This is a genomic window from Rubrivivax gelatinosus, from assembly GCF_016583785.1.
Taxonomy (GTDB): domain Bacteria; phylum Pseudomonadota; class Gammaproteobacteria; order Burkholderiales; family Burkholderiaceae_C; genus Rubrivivax; species Rubrivivax gelatinosus_B.
In genome coordinates this window covers 1-17,098 of record NZ_NRRU01000053.1, presented here as the reverse complement: position 1 = coordinate 17,098, position 17,098 = coordinate 1, and the positions used below count along the sequence as shown (strand labels likewise).

Here is a 17,098-nt window from a genome sequence, read left to right as displayed (position 1 = left end):
ATGCCCGAAACCCTGGACGCACTGACCGACGTCGCCGGCCTGGCCGTCGGCCACCACACGCTGGCCGACGCGCGCAGCGGCTGCAGCGTCGTGCTCTGCCCGCAAGGCGTGGTCGCCGGCGTCGACGTGCGCGGCGCCGCGCCCGGCACGCGCGAGACCGACCTGCTGCGCCCCGAGAACAGCGTCGGGCAGGTGCACGCGCTGCTGCTGTCCGGCGGCAGCGCCTTCGGCCTGGACGCCGCTGGCGGCGTGATGCGCTGGCTGGACGAACGTGGCCACGGCCTGGCCGTCGGCCCGGCGCGTGTGCCCATCGTGCCGGCGGCGGTGCTGTTCGACCTCTGGCTCGCCCCGCGCGAGCGCCCCGGCGCAAACGCCGGTTACGCCGCCTGCGAAGCGGCCAGCAGCGGCGCGTTCGCGCGCGGCAGCGTCGGTGCCGGGGCCGGCGCCAGCGTCGGCAAACTCTTCGGCGCCGGGCAGGCGATGAAAGGCGGCATCGGCACGGCTTCGCGCCGCGCGGCCGGCTTCACGGTGTCGGCGCTGGTCGCCGTCAACGCCGTCGGCGACGTCGTCGAGCCAGACTCGGGCCGCATCCTCGCCGGCGCCCGCAGCGCCGACGGCAGCCGCCTGCGCGACAGCATCGCCAGCTTCCTCGCCGGCGAGACCGGCACGCCGGTGCTGGGCGGCGCGACGACGATAGGCGTCGTCGCCACCGACGCCCGGCTCGACAAGGCCGGCTGCCAGCGTCTGGCGACCGCCGGCCACGACGGCCTGGCGCGCTGCATCCGCCCGGTGCACACCGCGAGCGACGGCGACACGCTGTTCGCGCTCGCCACCGGCCGCGCCGGCCCGGCGCCAGCGACGCTGCTGCACGTGCTCGCCGCCGAAGCCGTCGCCGCGGCGGTGCTGGATGCGGTGCTGAGCGCCACCGGCCTGCCCGGTCTGCCATCGGCGCGAGAATGGGCCGCTACATGAAACTCGAACAAATCCTCTTCTCCCAGGGCTTCGGCACGCGGCGCGTCTGCGCCGGCCTGATCGCCAGCGGCGCGGTGCGCATCGCCGGCGAACTCGCCGACGAGCCCGGCGCCGACTTCGACACCGCCGGCCTCGTCTTCGAGGTCGACGGCCGCGCCTGGCCGTTCCGCGAGCCGGCGCTGGTGATGCTGCACAAACCCGCCGGCACCGAGTGCTCGCAGAAGCCCCGGCACCACCCGAGCGTGATGAGCCTGCTGCCGCTGCCGCTGCGCACACGCGGCCTGCAGCCGGTCGGCCGTCTCGACGAAGACACGACCGGCCTGCTGCTGCTGACCGACGACGGCAAGCTGATCCACCGCCTGACCAACCCCAAGCACCACGTGCCCAAGGTCTACGAAGTCGTCGCCAAACATCCGGTCGACGACGCCATGGTCGCGAACCTGCTTCGCGGCGTGGTGCTCGACGACGACCCCGCGCCGGTGCGTGCGCTCGAGGCCGAACGCACCGCCGAGCACGGGCTGCGTCTGGTGCTGGCCGAAGGCCGTTACCACCAGGTCAAGCGCATGGTCGCGGCCGCCGGCAACCGCGTCGAGACGCTGCACCGCAGCGCCGTCGGCGCCTTGCAGCTTCCGGCCGATCTGGCGCCGGGCCAGTGGCGCTGGGTCGAACCGGCCGATCTCGAAGCCCGCGCCTGAACCCACGACTGCGTCACGCCGCCCGGCGCCGCCCACCGGCGGGCGGGCGGCGGGCCACCGGATAATCCGCCGCCATGCGCGTCTTCAGAGGATTCGACCACCCCGGCCTGCGCCAGGCCGGCTGCGCGCTGACGATCGGCAACTTCGACGGCGTGCACCGCGGCCACCAGGCGATGCTGGCGATGCTGGTCAACGAGGCCCGGCACCGCGGCCTGGCTTCGTGCGTGATGACCTTCGAGCCGCACCCGCGCGACTTCTTCGCGCGCCGCGCCGGCGACCCGGCACGCGCGCCGGCACGCATCGCCACGCTGCGCGACAAGCTCGCGGAGCTGGAGCGCTGCGGCGTCGACCACGTCGTCGTCGCGCGTTTCGACGAACGCCTGGCCTCGCTGGCGCCCGACGCCTTCGTCGAGCAGGTGCTGCTGAAGAACCTGAACGCGCGCTACGTGCTCGTCGGCGACGACTTCCGCTTCGGCGCCCGGCGCGAAGGCACTTACGCGCTGCTCGACGACGCCGGCACACGCCTGGGATTCGACGTCGCGCGCATGCTGAGCTACGAGGTGCACGGGCTGCGCGTGTCCAGCTCGGCGGTGCGCCAGGCCCTGGGCAGCGGCGACATGAAGCGCGCCGCGGTGCTGCTGGGGCGGCCGTATTCGATCAGCGGCCACGCGATCCACGGCCGCAAGCTCGGCCGCGAACTCGGCTTTCGCACGCTGAACCTGCGTTTCCCGCACCCACGCCCTGCCGCCGGCGGCATCTTCGTCGTGCGTGTCTACGGCCTGGGTGCGCGTGCGCTGCCCGCGGTCGCCAGTCTGGGCACGCGGCCGACGGTCGAGAACGCCGGTCGCGTGCTGCTGGAAGCCCACTGCCTGGAATGGCCGCTGGGCCCGGAAGCCGGCTACGGCCGCGTGCTGCGAGTCGAACTGCTGCACAAGCTGCACGACGAGCGCCGCTACCCCTCGCTGGAGGCGCTGCGCGACGGCATCGCCCAGGACGAGGCCGACGCACGCGCCTGGTTCGCCGCCCACCCGGGCTGAGGCGCGCTCAGAAGCGCCGGCCGAGGCCGCAGCCGAGGCTCCAGCCGGTCTTGTCGGTGACCGAGGGCCCGTCGGCGGCCGGCCCCAGCAGCCGGCGCAGCGTGACCCCGGCCAGCGCGACCCAGTCGTCCGAGAGTTCGTGGCGGATGCCGAGCACCGCCTGCAGGTCGCGCAGCCCGGCGCCGGGTGAGTAGACCGGGTAGCCGGTAACCGCCGCCTGCTGCGCGTCGATGCCGTAGTAGGTCTGCATGTAGCGGCTGTCTGCCGCCGTCAGCCGCAGCGAGGCGTTCCAGCGCATGCGCGGCGCCAGCGGGCGTTCGCGCGACAGGCCCAGGTCGACGAAAGCGCCGCCGCCGCGGCCCAGCAGGTCGGGGCTCCAGCCGCCCGACACGCGCCAGCCCTCGTCCAGCCGCCAGCTCGCACCCAGCCGGGCACGCAGCGTCGAGCGCACGTCGCCCAGGCCTTTGAGCGCCGGTTCGTCGTCGTCGCGGCCGCGGTCGTAGCGCAGCGACAGGTTGGTGCGCAGCCGGCTGCCACGCGTGAGGTCCAGCCCCAGGCCGCGCGTCACGTCGTCGGCGCGCCGGACCGCGAAGGCGCTGGCGTTGGTCGCGCTGAGCCGGCCCCAGCGCAGGTAGAAGCCGGGTTCGATCGTGGTGTCGGGCCCGCCGCGGCCGTGGTTGGAGCTGCCCCAGGAGACGAGCAGGCCGACGGCGCCTTCGATGCGGCGCCGCGGCGGGGCGTCGTCGTCGTCCGGTTCCACCGCCGCCGCATCGGGTGCGGCCGGGGGCGGCGCCTCTTCGCCCCATGCCGCGGCCGCGACGAAAAGCGTCAGGGCCAGCGCCGGCGGACGGGTGCGGAGCCTCAAAGCAGCGCCTCGGTAGAATCGGCGGATGCGATTGTCCATCGTTCGGCTCGACCCGTCGTGGCGGCAAACCTCCACGCGGCGGCAGACGACGCGCGACCGAATTACGCGCACGCCGCCCGCACGCGCCTGAGCGCACCCGCATCGCGCCGCACGCATCGTGCGCGCCCCGACGAACGCTTTTTGCACCGCCTTCGCACCGCCCGGTGCCGACCGACATGACCGACTCCACGAAAGCCGCCGCGCCCGACTACCGCGCGACGCTGAACCTGCCCGACACCCCGTTCCCGATGCGCGGCGATCTCGCCAAGCGCGAGCCGGCGTGGATCAAGAGCTGGCAGGACGAAGGCCTCTACAAGCGCCTGCGCGACGCACGCTGCGGCAAACCGCTGTTCGTGCTGCACGACGGCCCGCCGTACGCCAACGGCGCCATCCACATGGGCCACGCGGTGAACAAGGTCCTGAAGGACATGATCGTCAAGGCGCGCCAGCTCAAGGGCTTCGACGCCCAGTACGTGCCCGGCTGGGACTGCCACGGCCTGCCGATCGAGAACGCGATCGAGAAGAAGCACGGCCGCCACCTGAGCCGCGACGACATGCAGGCCAAGAGCCGCGCCTACGCCACCGAGCAGATCGCGCAGCAGATGGCCGACTTCAAGCGCCTGGGCGTGCTCGGCGACTGGGAGCATCGCTACGCGACGATGGACCCGGCCAACGAGGCCGGCGAGATCCGCGCCTTCAAGCGCGTCATCGAGCGCGGCTTCGTCTACCGCGGCCTCAAACCCGTCTACTGGTGCTTCGACTGCGGCAGCTCGCTGGCCGAGTTCGAGATCGAGTACGCCGACAAGAAGAGCCAGACGCTGGACGTCGCCTTCCCGGCGGCCGAACCCGACAAGCTCGCCGCGGCCTTCGGCCTGGCCACGCTCGCCAAGCCGGCCTTCGTCGTCATCTGGACGACGACCGCCTGGACCATCCCCGCCAACCAGGCGCTGAACCTGAACCCGGCGCTGGACTACGCGCTCGTCGACACCGAACGCGGCCTGCTGGTGCTGGCCGAGAGCCTGGTGGAGAAGTGCCTGGCGCGCTACGGCCTGCAAGGCACGGTCGTCGCGACGACCAAGGGCGAAAAGCTCGGCGGCCTCGACTTCCGCCACCCGCTGGCCGACACCGACCCGGGCTACGACCGCCTGAGCCCCGTCTACCTGGCCGACTACGCCACCGCCGACGACGGCACCGGCATCGTGCACAGCGCGCCGGCCTACGGCCTGGACGACTTCAACTCCTGCGTCTCGCACGGGATGAAGACCGACGAGATCCTGAACCCGGTGCAGGCCAACGGCTGCTACGCCGCCGACTTCCCGCTCTTCGGCGGCCAGAACATCTGGAAGGCGGTGCCGGTCATCCTGGACACGCTGAAGACCGCCGGCCGGCTGCTCGCCACCGAGACCATCACCCACAGCTACCCGCACTGCTGGCGCCACAAGAGCCCGGTGATCTACCGTGCCGCGGCGCAGTGGTTCATCCGCATGGACGAGGGCGCGGGCGTCTTCACGAAGGACAAGGCGCCGCAGTCGCTGCGCCGGATGGCGCTGGACGCGATCGAGGCGACGAGCTTCTACCCCGAGAACGGCAAAGCGCGGCTGCGCGACATGATCGCCAACCGCCCCGACTGGTGCATCAGCCGCCAGCGCAGCTGGGGCGTGCCGCTGCCCTTCTTCCTGCACAAGGAAACCGGCGACCTGCACCCGCGCACGATGGAGATCCTCGACCAGGCCGCCGACATCGTCGAAGCCGGCGGCATCGAGGCCTGGAGCCGCACGACGGCCGAGCAGATCCTGGGCGCCGAGGACGCCGCGCTCTACACCAAGAGCAGCGACATCCTGGAGGTCTGGTTCGACTCGGGCTCGACCTTCTGGCACGTGCTGCGCGGCCAGCACCCCGAGGGTTATCACAAGGAAGGCCCGGAGGCCGACCTCTACCTCGAAGGCCACGACCAGCACCGCGGCTGGTTCCACAGCTCGCTGCTGCTGGCCTGCGCGCTGTACGGTCGCGCGCCGTATCGCGGCCTGCTGACGCACGGTTTCACCGTCGACAGCCAGGGCCGCAAGATGAGCAAGAGCCTGGGCAACGGCATCGAGCCGCAGAAGGTCAGCTCGACGCTGGGCGCCGAAGTCATCCGCCTGTGGGTTGCCGCCAGCGACTACTCGGGCGACATCGCCGGCGACGACAAGATCCTGGCGCGTGTCGTCGACGCCTACCGCCGCATCCGCAACACGCTGCGTTTCCTGCTCGCCAATACCTCGGACTTCGACGCCAAGACCGACGCGGTCGCGCCCGACGATTTGCTCGAGATCGACCGCTGGGCGCTGGCGCGCACCGCCGAGCTGCAGGCCGAGATCCTGGCGCACTACGAGGTCTACGAGTTCCACCCGGTGGTCTCCAAGCTGCAGGTCTTCTGCAGCGAGGACCTGGGCGCGTTCTACCTCGACGTGCTGAAGGACCGGCTGTACACGACGGCGCCCAAGTCGCTGGCCCGCCGCAGCGCCCAGACCGCGCTGGCGACCATCACCCAGGCGATGCTGCGCTGGATGGCGCCCTTCCTCAGCTTCACCGCCGAGGAAGCCTGGAAGCTGGTCGGCACAACGCCGTCGATCTTCACCGAGACCTACCTCGAGTTCCCGGCGCCCGACGCCCAACTGCTGGCCAGGTGGGCCGACGTGCGCGCGGTGCGCGAGCGCGTCAACAAGGAGATCGAGGCGGTGCGCGCCACCGGTGCGGTCGGTTCTTCGCTGCAGGCCAACGTGACGATCGCGGCCCCGGCGGCCCAGCTCGAATTGCTGAATTCGCTAGGCGACGACCTGCGCTTCGTGCTGATCACCTCGAAGGTGGCGCTGGCCGCCGCCGACGAGCTGGCGGTGACGGTGACCGCGTCGGCCGACACCAAGTGCGAGCGCTGCTGGCACTGGCGCGACGACGTCGGCCATGACCCGGCGCATCCGGGCCTGTGCGGCCGCTGCACCAGCAATCTCTACGGCGACGGCGAAGCGCGGCGCGTGGCCTGAGCACGCCAGGCGGTGGCGCCACGTGGCCGGGGCCCGAACGCGGGCCGCGGCCTGAGGAGCCCACCCGCGACTCGGGTTCTCCCCGCGCCTGCATGGTCCCGACGCGGGAGGAATGACCGTACCGGAAGTACGGCGACGTGATAAAAATGCGTCGCCGTCGGACGCCGCAGCGCGCAGGGGGGGCGGCGCCTTATGCTCGTGAGCAGCAGCCGCGCGACCGGGGCCCGGAACCGCCCCGCACTGGCGGCGATCGGCTGGCCCCTGGCCGCGATCGCCGTGGTTCTGGCCTTGATCACCGCCGTGCTCGTCGCACGCGAGTTCGAGCGTGGCCGCGAACGCGCCGCGGCCGAACTGCGCTCGGTCGCCGGACTGCGCGCCGCCCAGGTCGACTCCTGGCTGCGTGAACGCCGCAACATCGCGCGTTTCCTGGTTCCGAGCCAGCTGCTGGCCGATCTGCAAGCCCGCTTCGGCGGGCCGCGTGATGCCCAGGCCCAGGCTGCGCTGACGGCCAGCATGGCGCAGTTGCGCGAGATCGCCCGCGCCGAGGAGGTGCTGCTGCTGGGCGCCGACGGCAGCCCGCTGCAGACGCGCGCGCCGGACGCGGTCGGCATCGGCCCCGAACTGCGCGAAGCCGTGCACCAGGCCATCACCAGCGGCGAGGTGCAGCAGACGACGCTGTACCGCAGCGGCGGCCCGCAGGGCCAGCTGATGCTGGACATCGTGCTGCCGCTGGCCGCCACCGGGACGCCGGCGCGTGCGGCGGTGGCGATCCGCCTCGACCCGCGGCGCGACCTGTTTCCGCTGCTGAGCGTGTGGCCGACACCGCGCGCCAGCGCCGAGAGCATGCTCTGGCGCCGCGATGGCGAGCAGATGGTCGCGCTCAGCGACCTCGCGCGCGTGCCCGACGCGGCGCTGCGCGTGTCGCGACCGGTCTCGCAGCCCGATTTCGTGCTCGGCCGCGTCGTCGCCGGCCTGGCCGAGGCGGGCCGGCCGCTGCGCGGGCGCGACTACCGCGGCGAGCCGGTCACCGGCGTCTCGCTGCCGCTGGCGGTGCCCGGCTGGTGGCTGATGCTCGAGATCGATCAGAGCGAGATCGACGCGACCGCACGCCGCAGCGCCGCGGCCTCGGTCGCGCTGCTGGCGCTGGCGCTGCTGGCCATCTACGCCACCGCGCGCAGTGTCGCCAACCGCCAGGCCCTGGCTCAGGCCGAACGCGAACGTGCCGAGGAGCGCGAGCGCCTGCGCACGCTGCAGATGCTCGACGTCATCGCCGACAACGCCGGCGAGGCCATCTTCGCCAAGGACCTGGAAGGCCGCTACCTGTTCGTCAACCGCGTGACCTGCGAACGCTCCGGCTTCAGCCGCGAGGCGATGCTCGGCCAGCGCGACGCCGCCATCTTCCCGCCCGAGGTGGCGGCCGACATCCAGGCCAACGATCGCGAGGTGCTGGACGGCGGCGAGGCGGTGCACTTCGAGCAGCGCCTGCCGACACCCGCCGGCGAGCGCCACTTCGTCGTCAGCAAGGCCGCGCTGCGCGACGGCAGCGGCCGCATCGTCGGCCTGGTCGGCGTCGCCAGCGACGTCACCGACACGCGCCGCGGCGAACAGGCGCTGCGCGAGAGCGAAGCGCGTTTTCGTTCGGTCTTCGAGGTGCTCAACGAAGGCATCGTCGTGCGCGCGCCCGACGGCCGCATCGTCGACGCCAACCCCGCCGCCGAACGCCTGCTGCAGCAGCCGGTGGACTGGCTGCGCGGCCGCGACGTGCGCCACATCGGCTGGGAACCGATCGACGCCGCCAGCGAGCCCGCGCTGCAGGCGGTCGAGTCGCTGGCCGGCCTGGGCGGCGAAGCGCGCGACCTCGAACTGCAGCTGCGCGGCCCCGACGGCGCGCTGCGCTGGTTCCGGCTCAACGCCGAACCGGTGCACGCCCCGGACGACGGCCGGCTGCTGGCCGTCGTGACCTCGCTCGACGACGTCACCGAACGCCGCAACACCACCGAGGAGCTGCGGCGCCACCGCCTGCACCTGCAGCACCTGGTCGAGGAACGCACGCTGGAACTCAAGCGTGCGATCGCCGGGCTGGCCGAGGCCGAACGCTCCGCGCGCATGATCGCCGACAGCCTGCCCGGCCTGGTCGCCTACTGGGACCGCGAGCTGCGCTGCCAGTTCGCCAACCGTGGCTACTGCGAATGGTTCGGCCTGCAGCCCGAAGAGATCATCGGCCGGCCGATGGCCGAGCTGCTCGGCGCCGACTACGTGCAGCGGCAGCAGGAGCACATAGTGGCCACTTACGCCGGCGACATGCAGCGCCTGGAGCGCAGCATCACGCGCCAGGGCGAGCCCAAGGACCTGCTCGTGCACTACGTGCCCGACCGGCGCAGCGACGGCCAGGTCAGCGGCTTCTACGTGATGGCGATCGACATCACGGCGCAAAAACGCGCCGAGACCGCGCTGCAGCAGGCCAACGAGGAGCTCGTCGTCTCGCGCGACCGCGCCGAAGCCGCGAGCCGCTCCAAGAGCGCCTTCCTGGCCAACATCAGCCACGAGATCCGCACGCCGATGAACGCGATCATCGGCCTGGCGCACCTGCTGCTGCGCGACGCCGGCGACGCGACCGAACGCGAGCGCCTGGGCAAGATCCGCAGCCAGGCGCAGCACCTGCTGCAGATCCTCAACGACGTGCTCGACCTGTCCAAGATCGAGGCTGGGCGTTTCGAGCTCGAGACCATTCCCTTCTCGCTGGACACGCTGCTGGCACGCGCCTTCCAGACCGTGTCGACCGACGCCCAGCGCAAGCAGATCGAACTGGTGCTGGACACCGACAGCGTGCCCGACCGCCTGGTCGGCGACCCGACGCGCCTGATGCAGGCGCTGCTGAACCTGCTGTCCAACGCGGTCAAGTTCACCGAACGCGGCTGGGTCCGGGTGCAGGCCAACCGGATGCAGGAGCGCGAGGGCCAGGTGCTGATCGCCTTCAATGTCTCGGACACCGGCAGCGGCATCCCGCGCGAGCGCCTGGGCTCGCTGTTCCAGGCGTTCGAACAGGTCGACAGCTCGACCAGCCGGCGCCACGGCGGCACCGGCCTGGGGCTGGCGCTGACGCGCCACCTGGCGACGATGATGGGCGGCGAGGCCGGGGCCGAAAGCGAGCCCGGCGTCGGCAGCCGTTTCTGGTTCAGCGCCTGGCTGACGCTGGACGCCAGCGGCAGCGCCGCGAACACGCGGCTGACGGGCCTGCGCGCGCTGCTGGCCGACGACCTGCCGGAAGCGCGCGAGGCCCTGACCGACCGGCTGCGCCGTCTCGGCCTTGCGGTCGACGCCTTCGGATCGGGCGAAGCGGCCATCGACGGCGCGCGCGCAGCCGCCGAGGCCGGCCGCCGCTATGACCTGCTGCTGCTGGACTGGCGCATGGCCGAGCTCGACGGCATCCAGACGCTGCACCGGCTGCGCGCGCTGCCGGCGACGGCCGAGGCACCGGCGCTGCTGGTCACGGCCTTCGACGACGAGGCCATGCACCGCGAGGCCGAGGCGGCGAAGTTCGCCGCCGTGCTGCTCAAGCCGATCACCGCCTCGACGCTGCACGACACGCTGCAGCGTGTGCTGCGCGGCGATGCCGAGCCGCTGCCAGCCAGCGCCGCCGGCCAGGCCGAGAGCCTGCTGCGCACGCGCGGCACCGGCGCTCCGGTGCTGCTGGTGGAGGACAACCCGATCAACCAGGAGGTCGCGCTGGAGTTGCTGCGCGCAGTCGGGCTGGAAGTCGACCTCGCGCCCAACGGCCGCGAGGCGGTGCGCATGGGCCGGGCGCGGCACTACGCCGCGGTGCTGATGGACATGCAGATGCCCGAGATGGACGGCCTGGAAGCGACGCGCGAGCTGCGCCGCGGCGGCTACGCCGGGCCCATCCTGGCGATGACCGCCAACGCCTTCGGCGAGGACCGCGCGGCCTGCCTGGAAGCGGGCATGAACGACCACGTCGCCAAGCCGGTGGACCCGGAGGCGCTGTATGCGTCGCTGCTGCGCTGGCTGCCGGCGACGGCGCCGCCGCCGACGGCGCCCGCAAGCCGGCCGGCGCCGGGCAGCGGTTTCGCCGAACGCCTGGCGGCGGTCGAGGAGATCGACGTCGCGGCCGCGCTGCGCCTGGTGGGCGGGCGGCCCAACGTGCTCGAACGCCTGGCCCGACGCTTCGCCGAGGTCTACGCTGCAGGCATGCCGGCGCTGGTGGCGGCCGGCGGCGACGAACGCCTGCCGTCCTGGGCCGGCGCTGCGCACTCCTTGCACGGTGCCTGCGGCGCGATCGGCGCCCAGGCGCTACAGACGCTGGCGCGCGAGGTCGAGCACGCGGCCCGCGCCGCCGAAGGCGCCGCGGCGCTCGAAGCCCAGGCGCGCACGCTGCACGAACGCGTGCAGGCGCTGGCCGCGCAGCTGCAGGGGCTGCTCGACGCCTGAGCGCCGCGGCACAGGCGCACGCTACAGTAGCGCCCCGTCCGCCGAGCCCGGCGGCACGCCCGTTCATTGCACCGTCTACATGGCCACGTCTTCGCGCACGTCCAACCGCCTGCCGTTCTGGCTCGGTCTCGCCTTCATCGTCGTCGTCCTGGACCAGTTCACGAAGACGCTGATACTCGGTTACTTCCAGGACGGCGAAGCCCGCGTCGTCACCGGCTTCTTCAACATCGTGCGCGTGCACAACAGCGGCGCGGCGTTCTCCTTCCTCGCCGACGCCGCCGGCTGGCAGCGCTGGTTCTTCGTCATCGTCGGCCTGATCGCGTCGGCCGCCATCGTCTGGATGCTCTCCAGCCACGCGGCGCAGCGGCTGTTCGCCTTCGCGGTGACGATGATCCTGGGCGGCGCCGTCGGCAACGTCATCGACCGGCTGATCCACGGCCACGTCATCGACTTCCTGCAGTTCCGCTTCGGCTTCCTCAAGCCGATGTTCGCCGGCGGCTACTTCCCCAGCTTCAACCTCGCCGACGCCGCGATCACGCTGGGCGCGATCTGCCTCGTGCTCGACGAGGTGCTGCGCGTGCGCCGCGGCGGCAAGTAGCCCCGGGCGCCACCCGCGGAACTCCTCGCGGCGCTCCGCACTTATCCCGTATCAAGGCGAACGCTTCAGGCCTAGGCTGGCCTGCATGTCCCCGCTCGAGACGCCCGACGTCGCGGCCGAGCCGCCGTCCTCGCTGCCGCCGCTGCGTGCTCTGGCGCCAGGTGCGCCGCTGCGCTGGCTCGCCGCCGGCTGGCGCGACTTCCGCCGCTGCCCGGCGATCGGCCTGTTCTACGGCGCCTGCTTCGTCGTCATGGGCTGGCTGCTGCTGCTCGTCTTCGAACAGGCGCCGGCCTGGACGCTGGCGCTGTCGGCGGGTTTCCTGCTGATGGGCCCCTTCCTGTGCCTGGGGCTGTACCGGGCGAGCCAGGTGCTCGAGGCCGGCGCGAAGCCGGCTCTCGTCGACTCGCTGCTCGCCTGGCGTGCCAGAAGCGGCCAGATGGCGATCTTCGGCTTCGTGCTGCTGGTGCTGGAGATGCTGTGGGGGCGCGCGACGCTGGTCGTGTTCGCGCTCAGCTTCGACGGCATGCCCGACTTCCGCGGCTCGCTGCTGGCGCTGCTGCAGCCGGCCAACCTCGGCTTCATCGCCGCCTGGGCTGCCGTCGGCGCGGTCTTCGCGGCGCTGATCTACGCGATCTCGGCGGTCTCGATCCCGATGATCCTGCACCGCCGCACCGACGCCATCAGCGCCGGGCTGACCAGCGTGCGGCTGGTGCTGGGCCAGCCGCTGGTGATGGCGCTGTGGGCCGGGCTGATCGTCGTCATCGTCGGCCTGGCGCTGCTGCCCGGCTTTCTCGGGCTGCTGGTGGCGGCGCCGCTGGTCGGCCACGCGTCCTGGCACGCCTACCGTGACGCGGTGGCCGACTGAAGGGCCGTCAGGGCAGCAGCACGGTCGAGCCGGTGGTGCGCCGCGCTTCGAGCGCCCGGTGCGCTTCGGCCACGTCCTCGAGCGCGTAGCGCTGGTCGATGCGGATCTTCACCTCGCCGCTGGCGACGACGTCGAAGAGTTCGTCGGCCATCTGCTGCGTGCGTTCGCGCGTCGCGATGTGGGTGAACAGCGTCGCCCGGGTGGCGTAAAGCGAGCCCTTGGCCGCCAGCGTCGCGAGCGCGAACGGCGGCACCGGGCCGGAGGAGCTGCCGAAGCTCGCGAACAGCCCGAACGGGCGCAGGCAGGACAGGCTGCCCTCGAAGGTGTCGCGGCCGACCGAGTCGTAGACGACCTTGACGCCGCGCCCGCCGGTGATCTCCTTGACGCGGGCGACGAAGTCCTCGCGCGAGTAGTCGATCATCTGCGTGGCGCCGCATTCGAGCGCCAGCGCGCACTTGGCGGCGCTGCCGGCGGTGCCGATCAGGCGCAGACCGAGCGCACGCGCCCACTGGCAGGCGATCAGGCCGACGCCGCCGGCCGCGGCGTGGAACAGCACCCAGTCGCCCGGCTCCAGGCCTTCGACCGGCAGCGTCTTCTTCAGCAGGTACTGCGCGGTCAGGCCCTTGAGCATCATCGCCGCGCCGGTCTCGAAGTCGATGCCATCGGGCAGCTGCACGACCTGGGTCGCGGCCATCACGCGGGCTTGGCTGTACGCGCCCGGCGTGCCCGCCGCGTAGGCGACGCGGTCGCCGACCTGCAGGTGCGCAACGCCGTCGCCGACGGCCTCGACCACACCCGCGCCCTCCATGCCCAGCACCAGCGGCAACGGGTTCTGGTACAGGCCGGTGCGCTGGTAGACGTCGATGTAGTTCAGGCCGCAGGCATGGTGGCGGATACGGACTTGCCCCGGGCCCGGTTCGCCGACCGGCAGGTCGACGCACTGCAACACTTCGGGGCCGCCGAAAGCCTGGATCTGGATGGCGCGCGACATGGCAACTCCTCTCGGTATTCCAGCCGGCGAGGTTAAGCCAAGGCGAAGGGCGGCGCCGGCAGTGGCATGATCCGCCGCCCCATGAGACGACTGATTCAAGCACCCAACCTCGCACTGGCCACGCTGTGGGCCGACCAGCTGGCCGCGGCCGGCGTCGCCTGCAGCGTCCAGCGCGCCTACGCCAGCGGCATCGCCGGCGAGATTCCGCCCGACCAGAGCCTGCCCGAGGTCTGGGTCACCGAAACCGACCGCGCCCGCGCCGAGGCGCTGCTCGCCGAATGGCGGCGCACGCCCGAACACACCTGGGCCTGCCCGCGCTGCCACGAGATCGTCGAAGGCCCGTTCGAACAATGCTGGAACTGCGGCGCCGAGAGGCCCGCGGCATGACGCTCACGCCCCGCATCGCAGCGTTGCTGACGCTGCCGGCCATGCTGTGGGCAGGCAACGCCCTGCTCGGCCGCCTGCTCGCGCCCAGCCTGCCCCCACTGCTGCTGAACTGCCTGCGCTGGTGGCTGGCGCTGGCCATCCTGCTGCCGCTGGGCTGGCGCGCCGTCGTCACGCCCGAGAAACGAGCCGAGATCCGCGCGCGCTGGCGGCCGCTGGCAGTGCTCGGGCTGCTGGGCGTCGGCGCCTACAACGCGCTGCAGTACCTGGCGCTGCACACCTCGACGCCGATCAACGTGACGCTGATCGCCGCGAGCATCCCGGTGTGGATGATGCTGGTCGGCGCGATCTTCTACCGCGAGCGGCCGCGGCCGACGCAGCTGCTCGGGGCGCTGCTGTCGCTGGCCGGCGTCGTCATCGTGCTGGTACGCGGCGACCTGCTGCAGATCGGCTCGATCCGGCTCGTCGCCGGTGACCTGTGGATCCTGGTCGCGGCGCTGTCCTGGGCCGGCTACAGCTGGCAGCTGGCACGCCCGCCGGCGTCCATGAGCGGCGAGCAGCGGCCGGACTGGAACTGGGCCGAGGCGCTGATGGTGCAGGTGCTGTTCGGCCTGGCCTGGGCGACGCTGTCGGCGGTCGGCGAAGCGATCTGGATGCCGCAGCCGGTGCTGTGGTCGCCGACGGTGGTCGCGGCGCTGGTCTTCATCGCGGTCGGTCCATCGGTCGTGGCCTATCGCTGCTGGGGCCTGGGCGTCGGCGCCGTCGGCCCGGCGCTCGCCGGCTTCTTCGCCAACCTGACGCCGCTGTTCGCCGCGCTGCTGTCGGCGGCGCTGCTGGGCGAGCCGCCGCATCTCTACCACGGGCTCGCCTTCGCGCTCATCGTCGGCGGCATCTTCGTGTCCAACCGGCGCTGAGGCCGGCGGCAGACAGAGAAAAGGCCCCGGTCGCTTGCGCGGCCGGGGCCTTCGGTTTGGATGGTGGAACCGGGGGGAATCGAACCCCCGTCCGCAAGCCATCGCCGGACGGTTCTACATGCGTAGCTGGCTGATTTGAGTTTGAGGGACCGGATCGCGCAGCAGCACGCTATCCGTTCCCCGAGTCACTTGGTTTTAGGCCCGAGCCGAGTGACCCGGCACGGGACGAGCCAATGTGAATGACCTCGCAGTCTTCGGCGTTACCGCCTCAGACCCAGCCCATCGGCCAACTGTTGCGAGGCTCACCGGTGTTAAGCGGCGAGGGCGAAACGTTCGTCGTTCGCAGTTACTTTGTTTCCAGTGGATTTACGAGCGAACTGGTGCTCGGCATGCCCCGCGTCGACTCCGCACCCACGTCGAAGCCAGGTCGGTCCCAAGGTCCCTAGTTTAGGCCACTTCCAGCCATTGCAAGAGCGCGATCGGATCGGCAAGCACCGCATCGGCGCCCCAGGCCTCGATCGGCTCGCCGCTGCCGAGGTAACCCCAGCCCGCCGCCAGCGTGCGCATGCCTGCGGCGCGGCCGGCGACGATGTCGCGGTGGTCGTCACCGACGTAGACACAATCGGTCGGCAACACCCCCAGCCGGCGCGAGGCTTCCAGCAGCGGTTCGGGGTGCGGTTTGGAGAACGGCGTCGTGTCGCCGGCGACCAGCGCCGCGACCCGGACGTCCAGCGCCAGGCCACGCACCACCGGCTCGGCGTAGCGCATCGCCTTGTTCGTCACGATGCCCCAGCGCAAGCCGGCGGCGTCGAGTGCCGCGAGCACCGGCTCGATGGCCTCGAAGATGCGGGTCTCGTCCAGCAGCCGGGCGGCATAACGCGCCAGGAAGGCGTCGCGCAGTTCCTCGAAGCCCGGGTCTCCGGGAGCCAGCCCGAAAGCGACGCCGACCATGCCGCGCGCGCCGGTGCCCACCATGGGACGCAGGCGTTCGTACGGCAGCGGCGCCAGGCCTTGCGCACGGCGCAGGTCGTTGGCGGCGCCGGCGAGGTCGGGAGCGCTGTCGACGAGCGTGCCGTCGAGGTCGAACAGCACCGCGGCGGCGCGGGCCATCAGGCGGGCTTGCGCGCGGCGACGAGGTAGTTGACGCTGGTGTCGTCGGACAGCCAGTAGCGCTTGGTCAGCGGGTTGTACTGCAGCCCCCGGCTGCCGGCCGGCGACAGGCCGGCGTCACGGCACCAGCGCGCCAGTTCGCTCGGGCGGATGAAACGTTCGTACTCGTGCGTGCCGCGCGGCAGCAGCTTGAGCACGTACTCGGCGCCGACGATCGCGAACAGGAAGGCCTTGGGGTTGCGGTTGAGCGTCGAGAAAAAGACCCAGCCGCCCGGCTTGGCCAGCCGCGTGCAGGCGTCGACGACCGAAGCCGGGTCCGGCACGTGTTCGAGCATCTCCATGCAGGTGACGACGTCGAAGCTCTGCGGGCGCTCGGCCGCCAGCGCTTCGGCGGCGATCTCGCGGTACTCGAGATTCAGCAGCTCGGATTCGAGCGCATGCAGCCGCGCCACACCCAGTGCCTTGGTCGACAGGTCGATGCCGGTGACATGGCTGGCCCGGCGCGCCATCGACTCGGACAGCACGCCACCGCCGCAGCCGACGTCGAGCACGGTCTTGCCGCGCAAGCCGGCGAGCCCGTCTATCCAGTCCAGACGCAGCGGGTTGATCTCGTGCAAGGGCCTGAATTCGCTCTCCGGATCCCACCAGCGGTGGGCCAGATCGCTGAACTTGGCCAGTTCCTGGGCATCGGCATTGACTGTCATGACCGAATCCTAAGCTCGACAAACGAGAAACCCCGCCGAAGCGGGGTTTCGAAGGGAACCCGAGGGTTCCGGGGCTTTACTGCTTGGCGCGGGTACCGACGACTTCGATTTCCACGCGACGGTTCTTCGCGCGGCCTTCGCGGGTCTTGTTGTCGGCGATCGGCTGCTTTTCGCCCTTGCCTTCGGTGTAGACGCGGTTCTTCTCGACACCCTTGTCGACCAGGTAGGCCTTGACGGCATCGGCGCGCTTGACCGACAGCTTCTGGTTGTAACCGTCCGGGCCGGTCGCGTCGGTGTGGCCGACGGCGATCACGACTTCCAGGTTGACACCCTTGGTCTTGCCGACGAGGTCGTCCAGCTTGGTCTTGGCTTCGGGCTTGAGCACAGCCTTGTCGAAGTCGAAGAACGCGTCAGCGGCGAAGGTGACCTTTTCGCTGACCGGAGCCGGCGGCGGGGGC

The 17,098-nt window shown here is 71.7% G+C and carries 14 protein-coding genes and 1 other RNA gene; 9 read left to right on the top strand and 6 right to left on the bottom strand.

Features of this window, described 5'->3' with window-relative positions; genetic code table 11:
- From CKO43_RS14790 to CKO43_RS14780, 3 genes are all read left to right on the top strand, one after another.
- The gene (locus CKO43_RS14790) at nt 1-972 is read left to right on the top strand and encodes a P1 family peptidase (RefSeq protein WP_200379101.1); all 972 of its coding nucleotides are present in this window, start codon (nt 1-3) and stop codon (nt 970-972) included.
- Complete coding sequence (locus tag CKO43_RS14785; protein WP_200226814.1) at nt 969-1,667, top strand: pseudouridine synthase; 699 nt, start codon at nt 969-971, stop codon at nt 1,665-1,667. The genes CKO43_RS14790 and CKO43_RS14785 overlap by 4 nt, the downstream gene beginning before the upstream one ends.
- 74 nt (nt 1,668-1,741) lie before the next feature.
- On the top strand, nt 1,742-2,704 hold the full coding sequence (locus tag CKO43_RS14780; protein WP_200226815.1) for a bifunctional riboflavin kinase/FAD synthetase: 963 nt from the start codon (nt 1,742-1,744) through the stop codon (nt 2,702-2,704).
- Between the two features lie 7 nt (nt 2,705-2,711).
- Here CKO43_RS14780 and CKO43_RS14775 read toward each other — a convergent pair whose 3' ends face one another.
- Nucleotides 2,712-3,569, bottom strand: coding sequence for a MipA/OmpV family protein (locus CKO43_RS14775; protein ID WP_200379100.1), 858 nt, complete (start codon nt 3,567-3,569; stop codon nt 2,712-2,714).
- A gap of 215 nt (nt 3,570-3,784) precedes the next feature.
- On the opposite strand from CKO43_RS14775, the gene ileS reads away from it, so the two are divergent.
- The 4 genes from ileS (at nt 3,785) to CKO43_RS14755 (ending at nt 12,537) form a co-directional block, all read left to right on the top strand.
- On the top strand, nt 3,785-6,628 hold the full coding sequence (gene ileS, locus CKO43_RS14770) for an isoleucine--tRNA ligase (RefSeq protein WP_200379099.1): 2,844 nt from the start codon (nt 3,785-3,787) through the stop codon (nt 6,626-6,628).
- A 276-nt stretch (nt 6,629-6,904) separates the two neighbouring features.
- Nucleotides 6,905-11,074 (top strand): PAS domain-containing protein, encoded by a 4,170-nt coding sequence (locus tag CKO43_RS14765; protein ID WP_346728260.1) that lies wholly within the window; start codon nt 6,905-6,907, stop codon nt 11,072-11,074.
- A 79-nt stretch (nt 11,075-11,153) separates the two neighbouring features.
- Nucleotides 11,154-11,672, top strand: a complete 519-nt coding sequence (gene lspA, locus CKO43_RS14760) for a signal peptidase II (RefSeq protein WP_200226819.1) — start codon at nt 11,154-11,156, stop codon at nt 11,670-11,672.
- An 85-nt stretch (nt 11,673-11,757) separates the two neighbouring features.
- Nucleotides 11,758-12,537 (top strand): DUF2189 domain-containing protein, encoded by a 780-nt coding sequence (locus CKO43_RS14755; protein ID WP_200226820.1) that lies wholly within the window; start codon nt 11,758-11,760, stop codon nt 12,535-12,537.
- Between the two features lie 7 nt (nt 12,538-12,544).
- Here CKO43_RS14755 and CKO43_RS14750 read toward each other — a convergent pair whose 3' ends face one another.
- Entirely contained in the window at nt 12,545-13,528 is a 984-nt protein-coding gene (locus CKO43_RS14750; RefSeq protein WP_200379098.1) for a quinone oxidoreductase family protein, read from the bottom strand.
- Between the two features lie 81 nt (nt 13,529-13,609).
- Between CKO43_RS14750 and CKO43_RS14745 the strand changes: the two genes are divergently transcribed.
- Both CKO43_RS14745 and CKO43_RS14740 read left to right on the top strand, forming a co-directional pair.
- Nucleotides 13,610-13,915 carry a putative signal transducing protein gene (locus CKO43_RS14745; RefSeq protein ID WP_200226822.1) on the top strand — a complete coding sequence of 102 codons (306 nt, stop codon included), beginning with the start codon at nt 13,610-13,612 and terminating at the stop codon, nt 13,913-13,915.
- Nucleotides 13,912-14,826 carry a DMT family transporter gene (locus tag CKO43_RS14740; protein ID WP_200379097.1) on the top strand — a complete coding sequence of 305 codons (915 nt, stop codon included), beginning with the start codon at nt 13,912-13,914 and terminating at the stop codon, nt 14,824-14,826. The genes CKO43_RS14745 and CKO43_RS14740 overlap by 4 nt, the downstream gene beginning before the upstream one ends.
- Nucleotides 14,827-14,887: 61 nt before the next feature.
- On the opposite strand, the gene ssrA is transcribed toward CKO43_RS14740, so the two are convergent.
- The 4 genes from ssrA to ompA form a co-directional block, all read right to left on the bottom strand.
- Nucleotides 14,888-15,261: a transfer-messenger RNA gene (gene ssrA, locus CKO43_RS14735) on the bottom strand.
- Nucleotides 15,262-15,273: 12 nt separating this feature from the next.
- On the bottom strand, nt 15,274-15,936 hold the full coding sequence (gene gph / locus CKO43_RS14730; RefSeq protein ID WP_200379096.1) for a phosphoglycolate phosphatase: 663 nt from the start codon (nt 15,934-15,936) through the stop codon (nt 15,274-15,276).
- Entirely contained in the window at nt 15,936-16,640 is a 705-nt protein-coding gene (gene ubiG / locus CKO43_RS14725) for a bifunctional 2-polyprenyl-6-hydroxyphenol methylase/3-demethylubiquinol 3-O-methyltransferase UbiG (protein WP_200226826.1), read from the bottom strand. Before ubiG ends, gph begins: the two co-directional genes overlap by 1 nt.
- Nucleotides 16,641-16,716: 76 nt before the next feature.
- A partial coding sequence (gene ompA, locus CKO43_RS14720) for an outer membrane protein OmpA (protein WP_200379095.1) occupies nt 16,717-17,098 on the bottom strand: 382 nt, incomplete at its 5' end.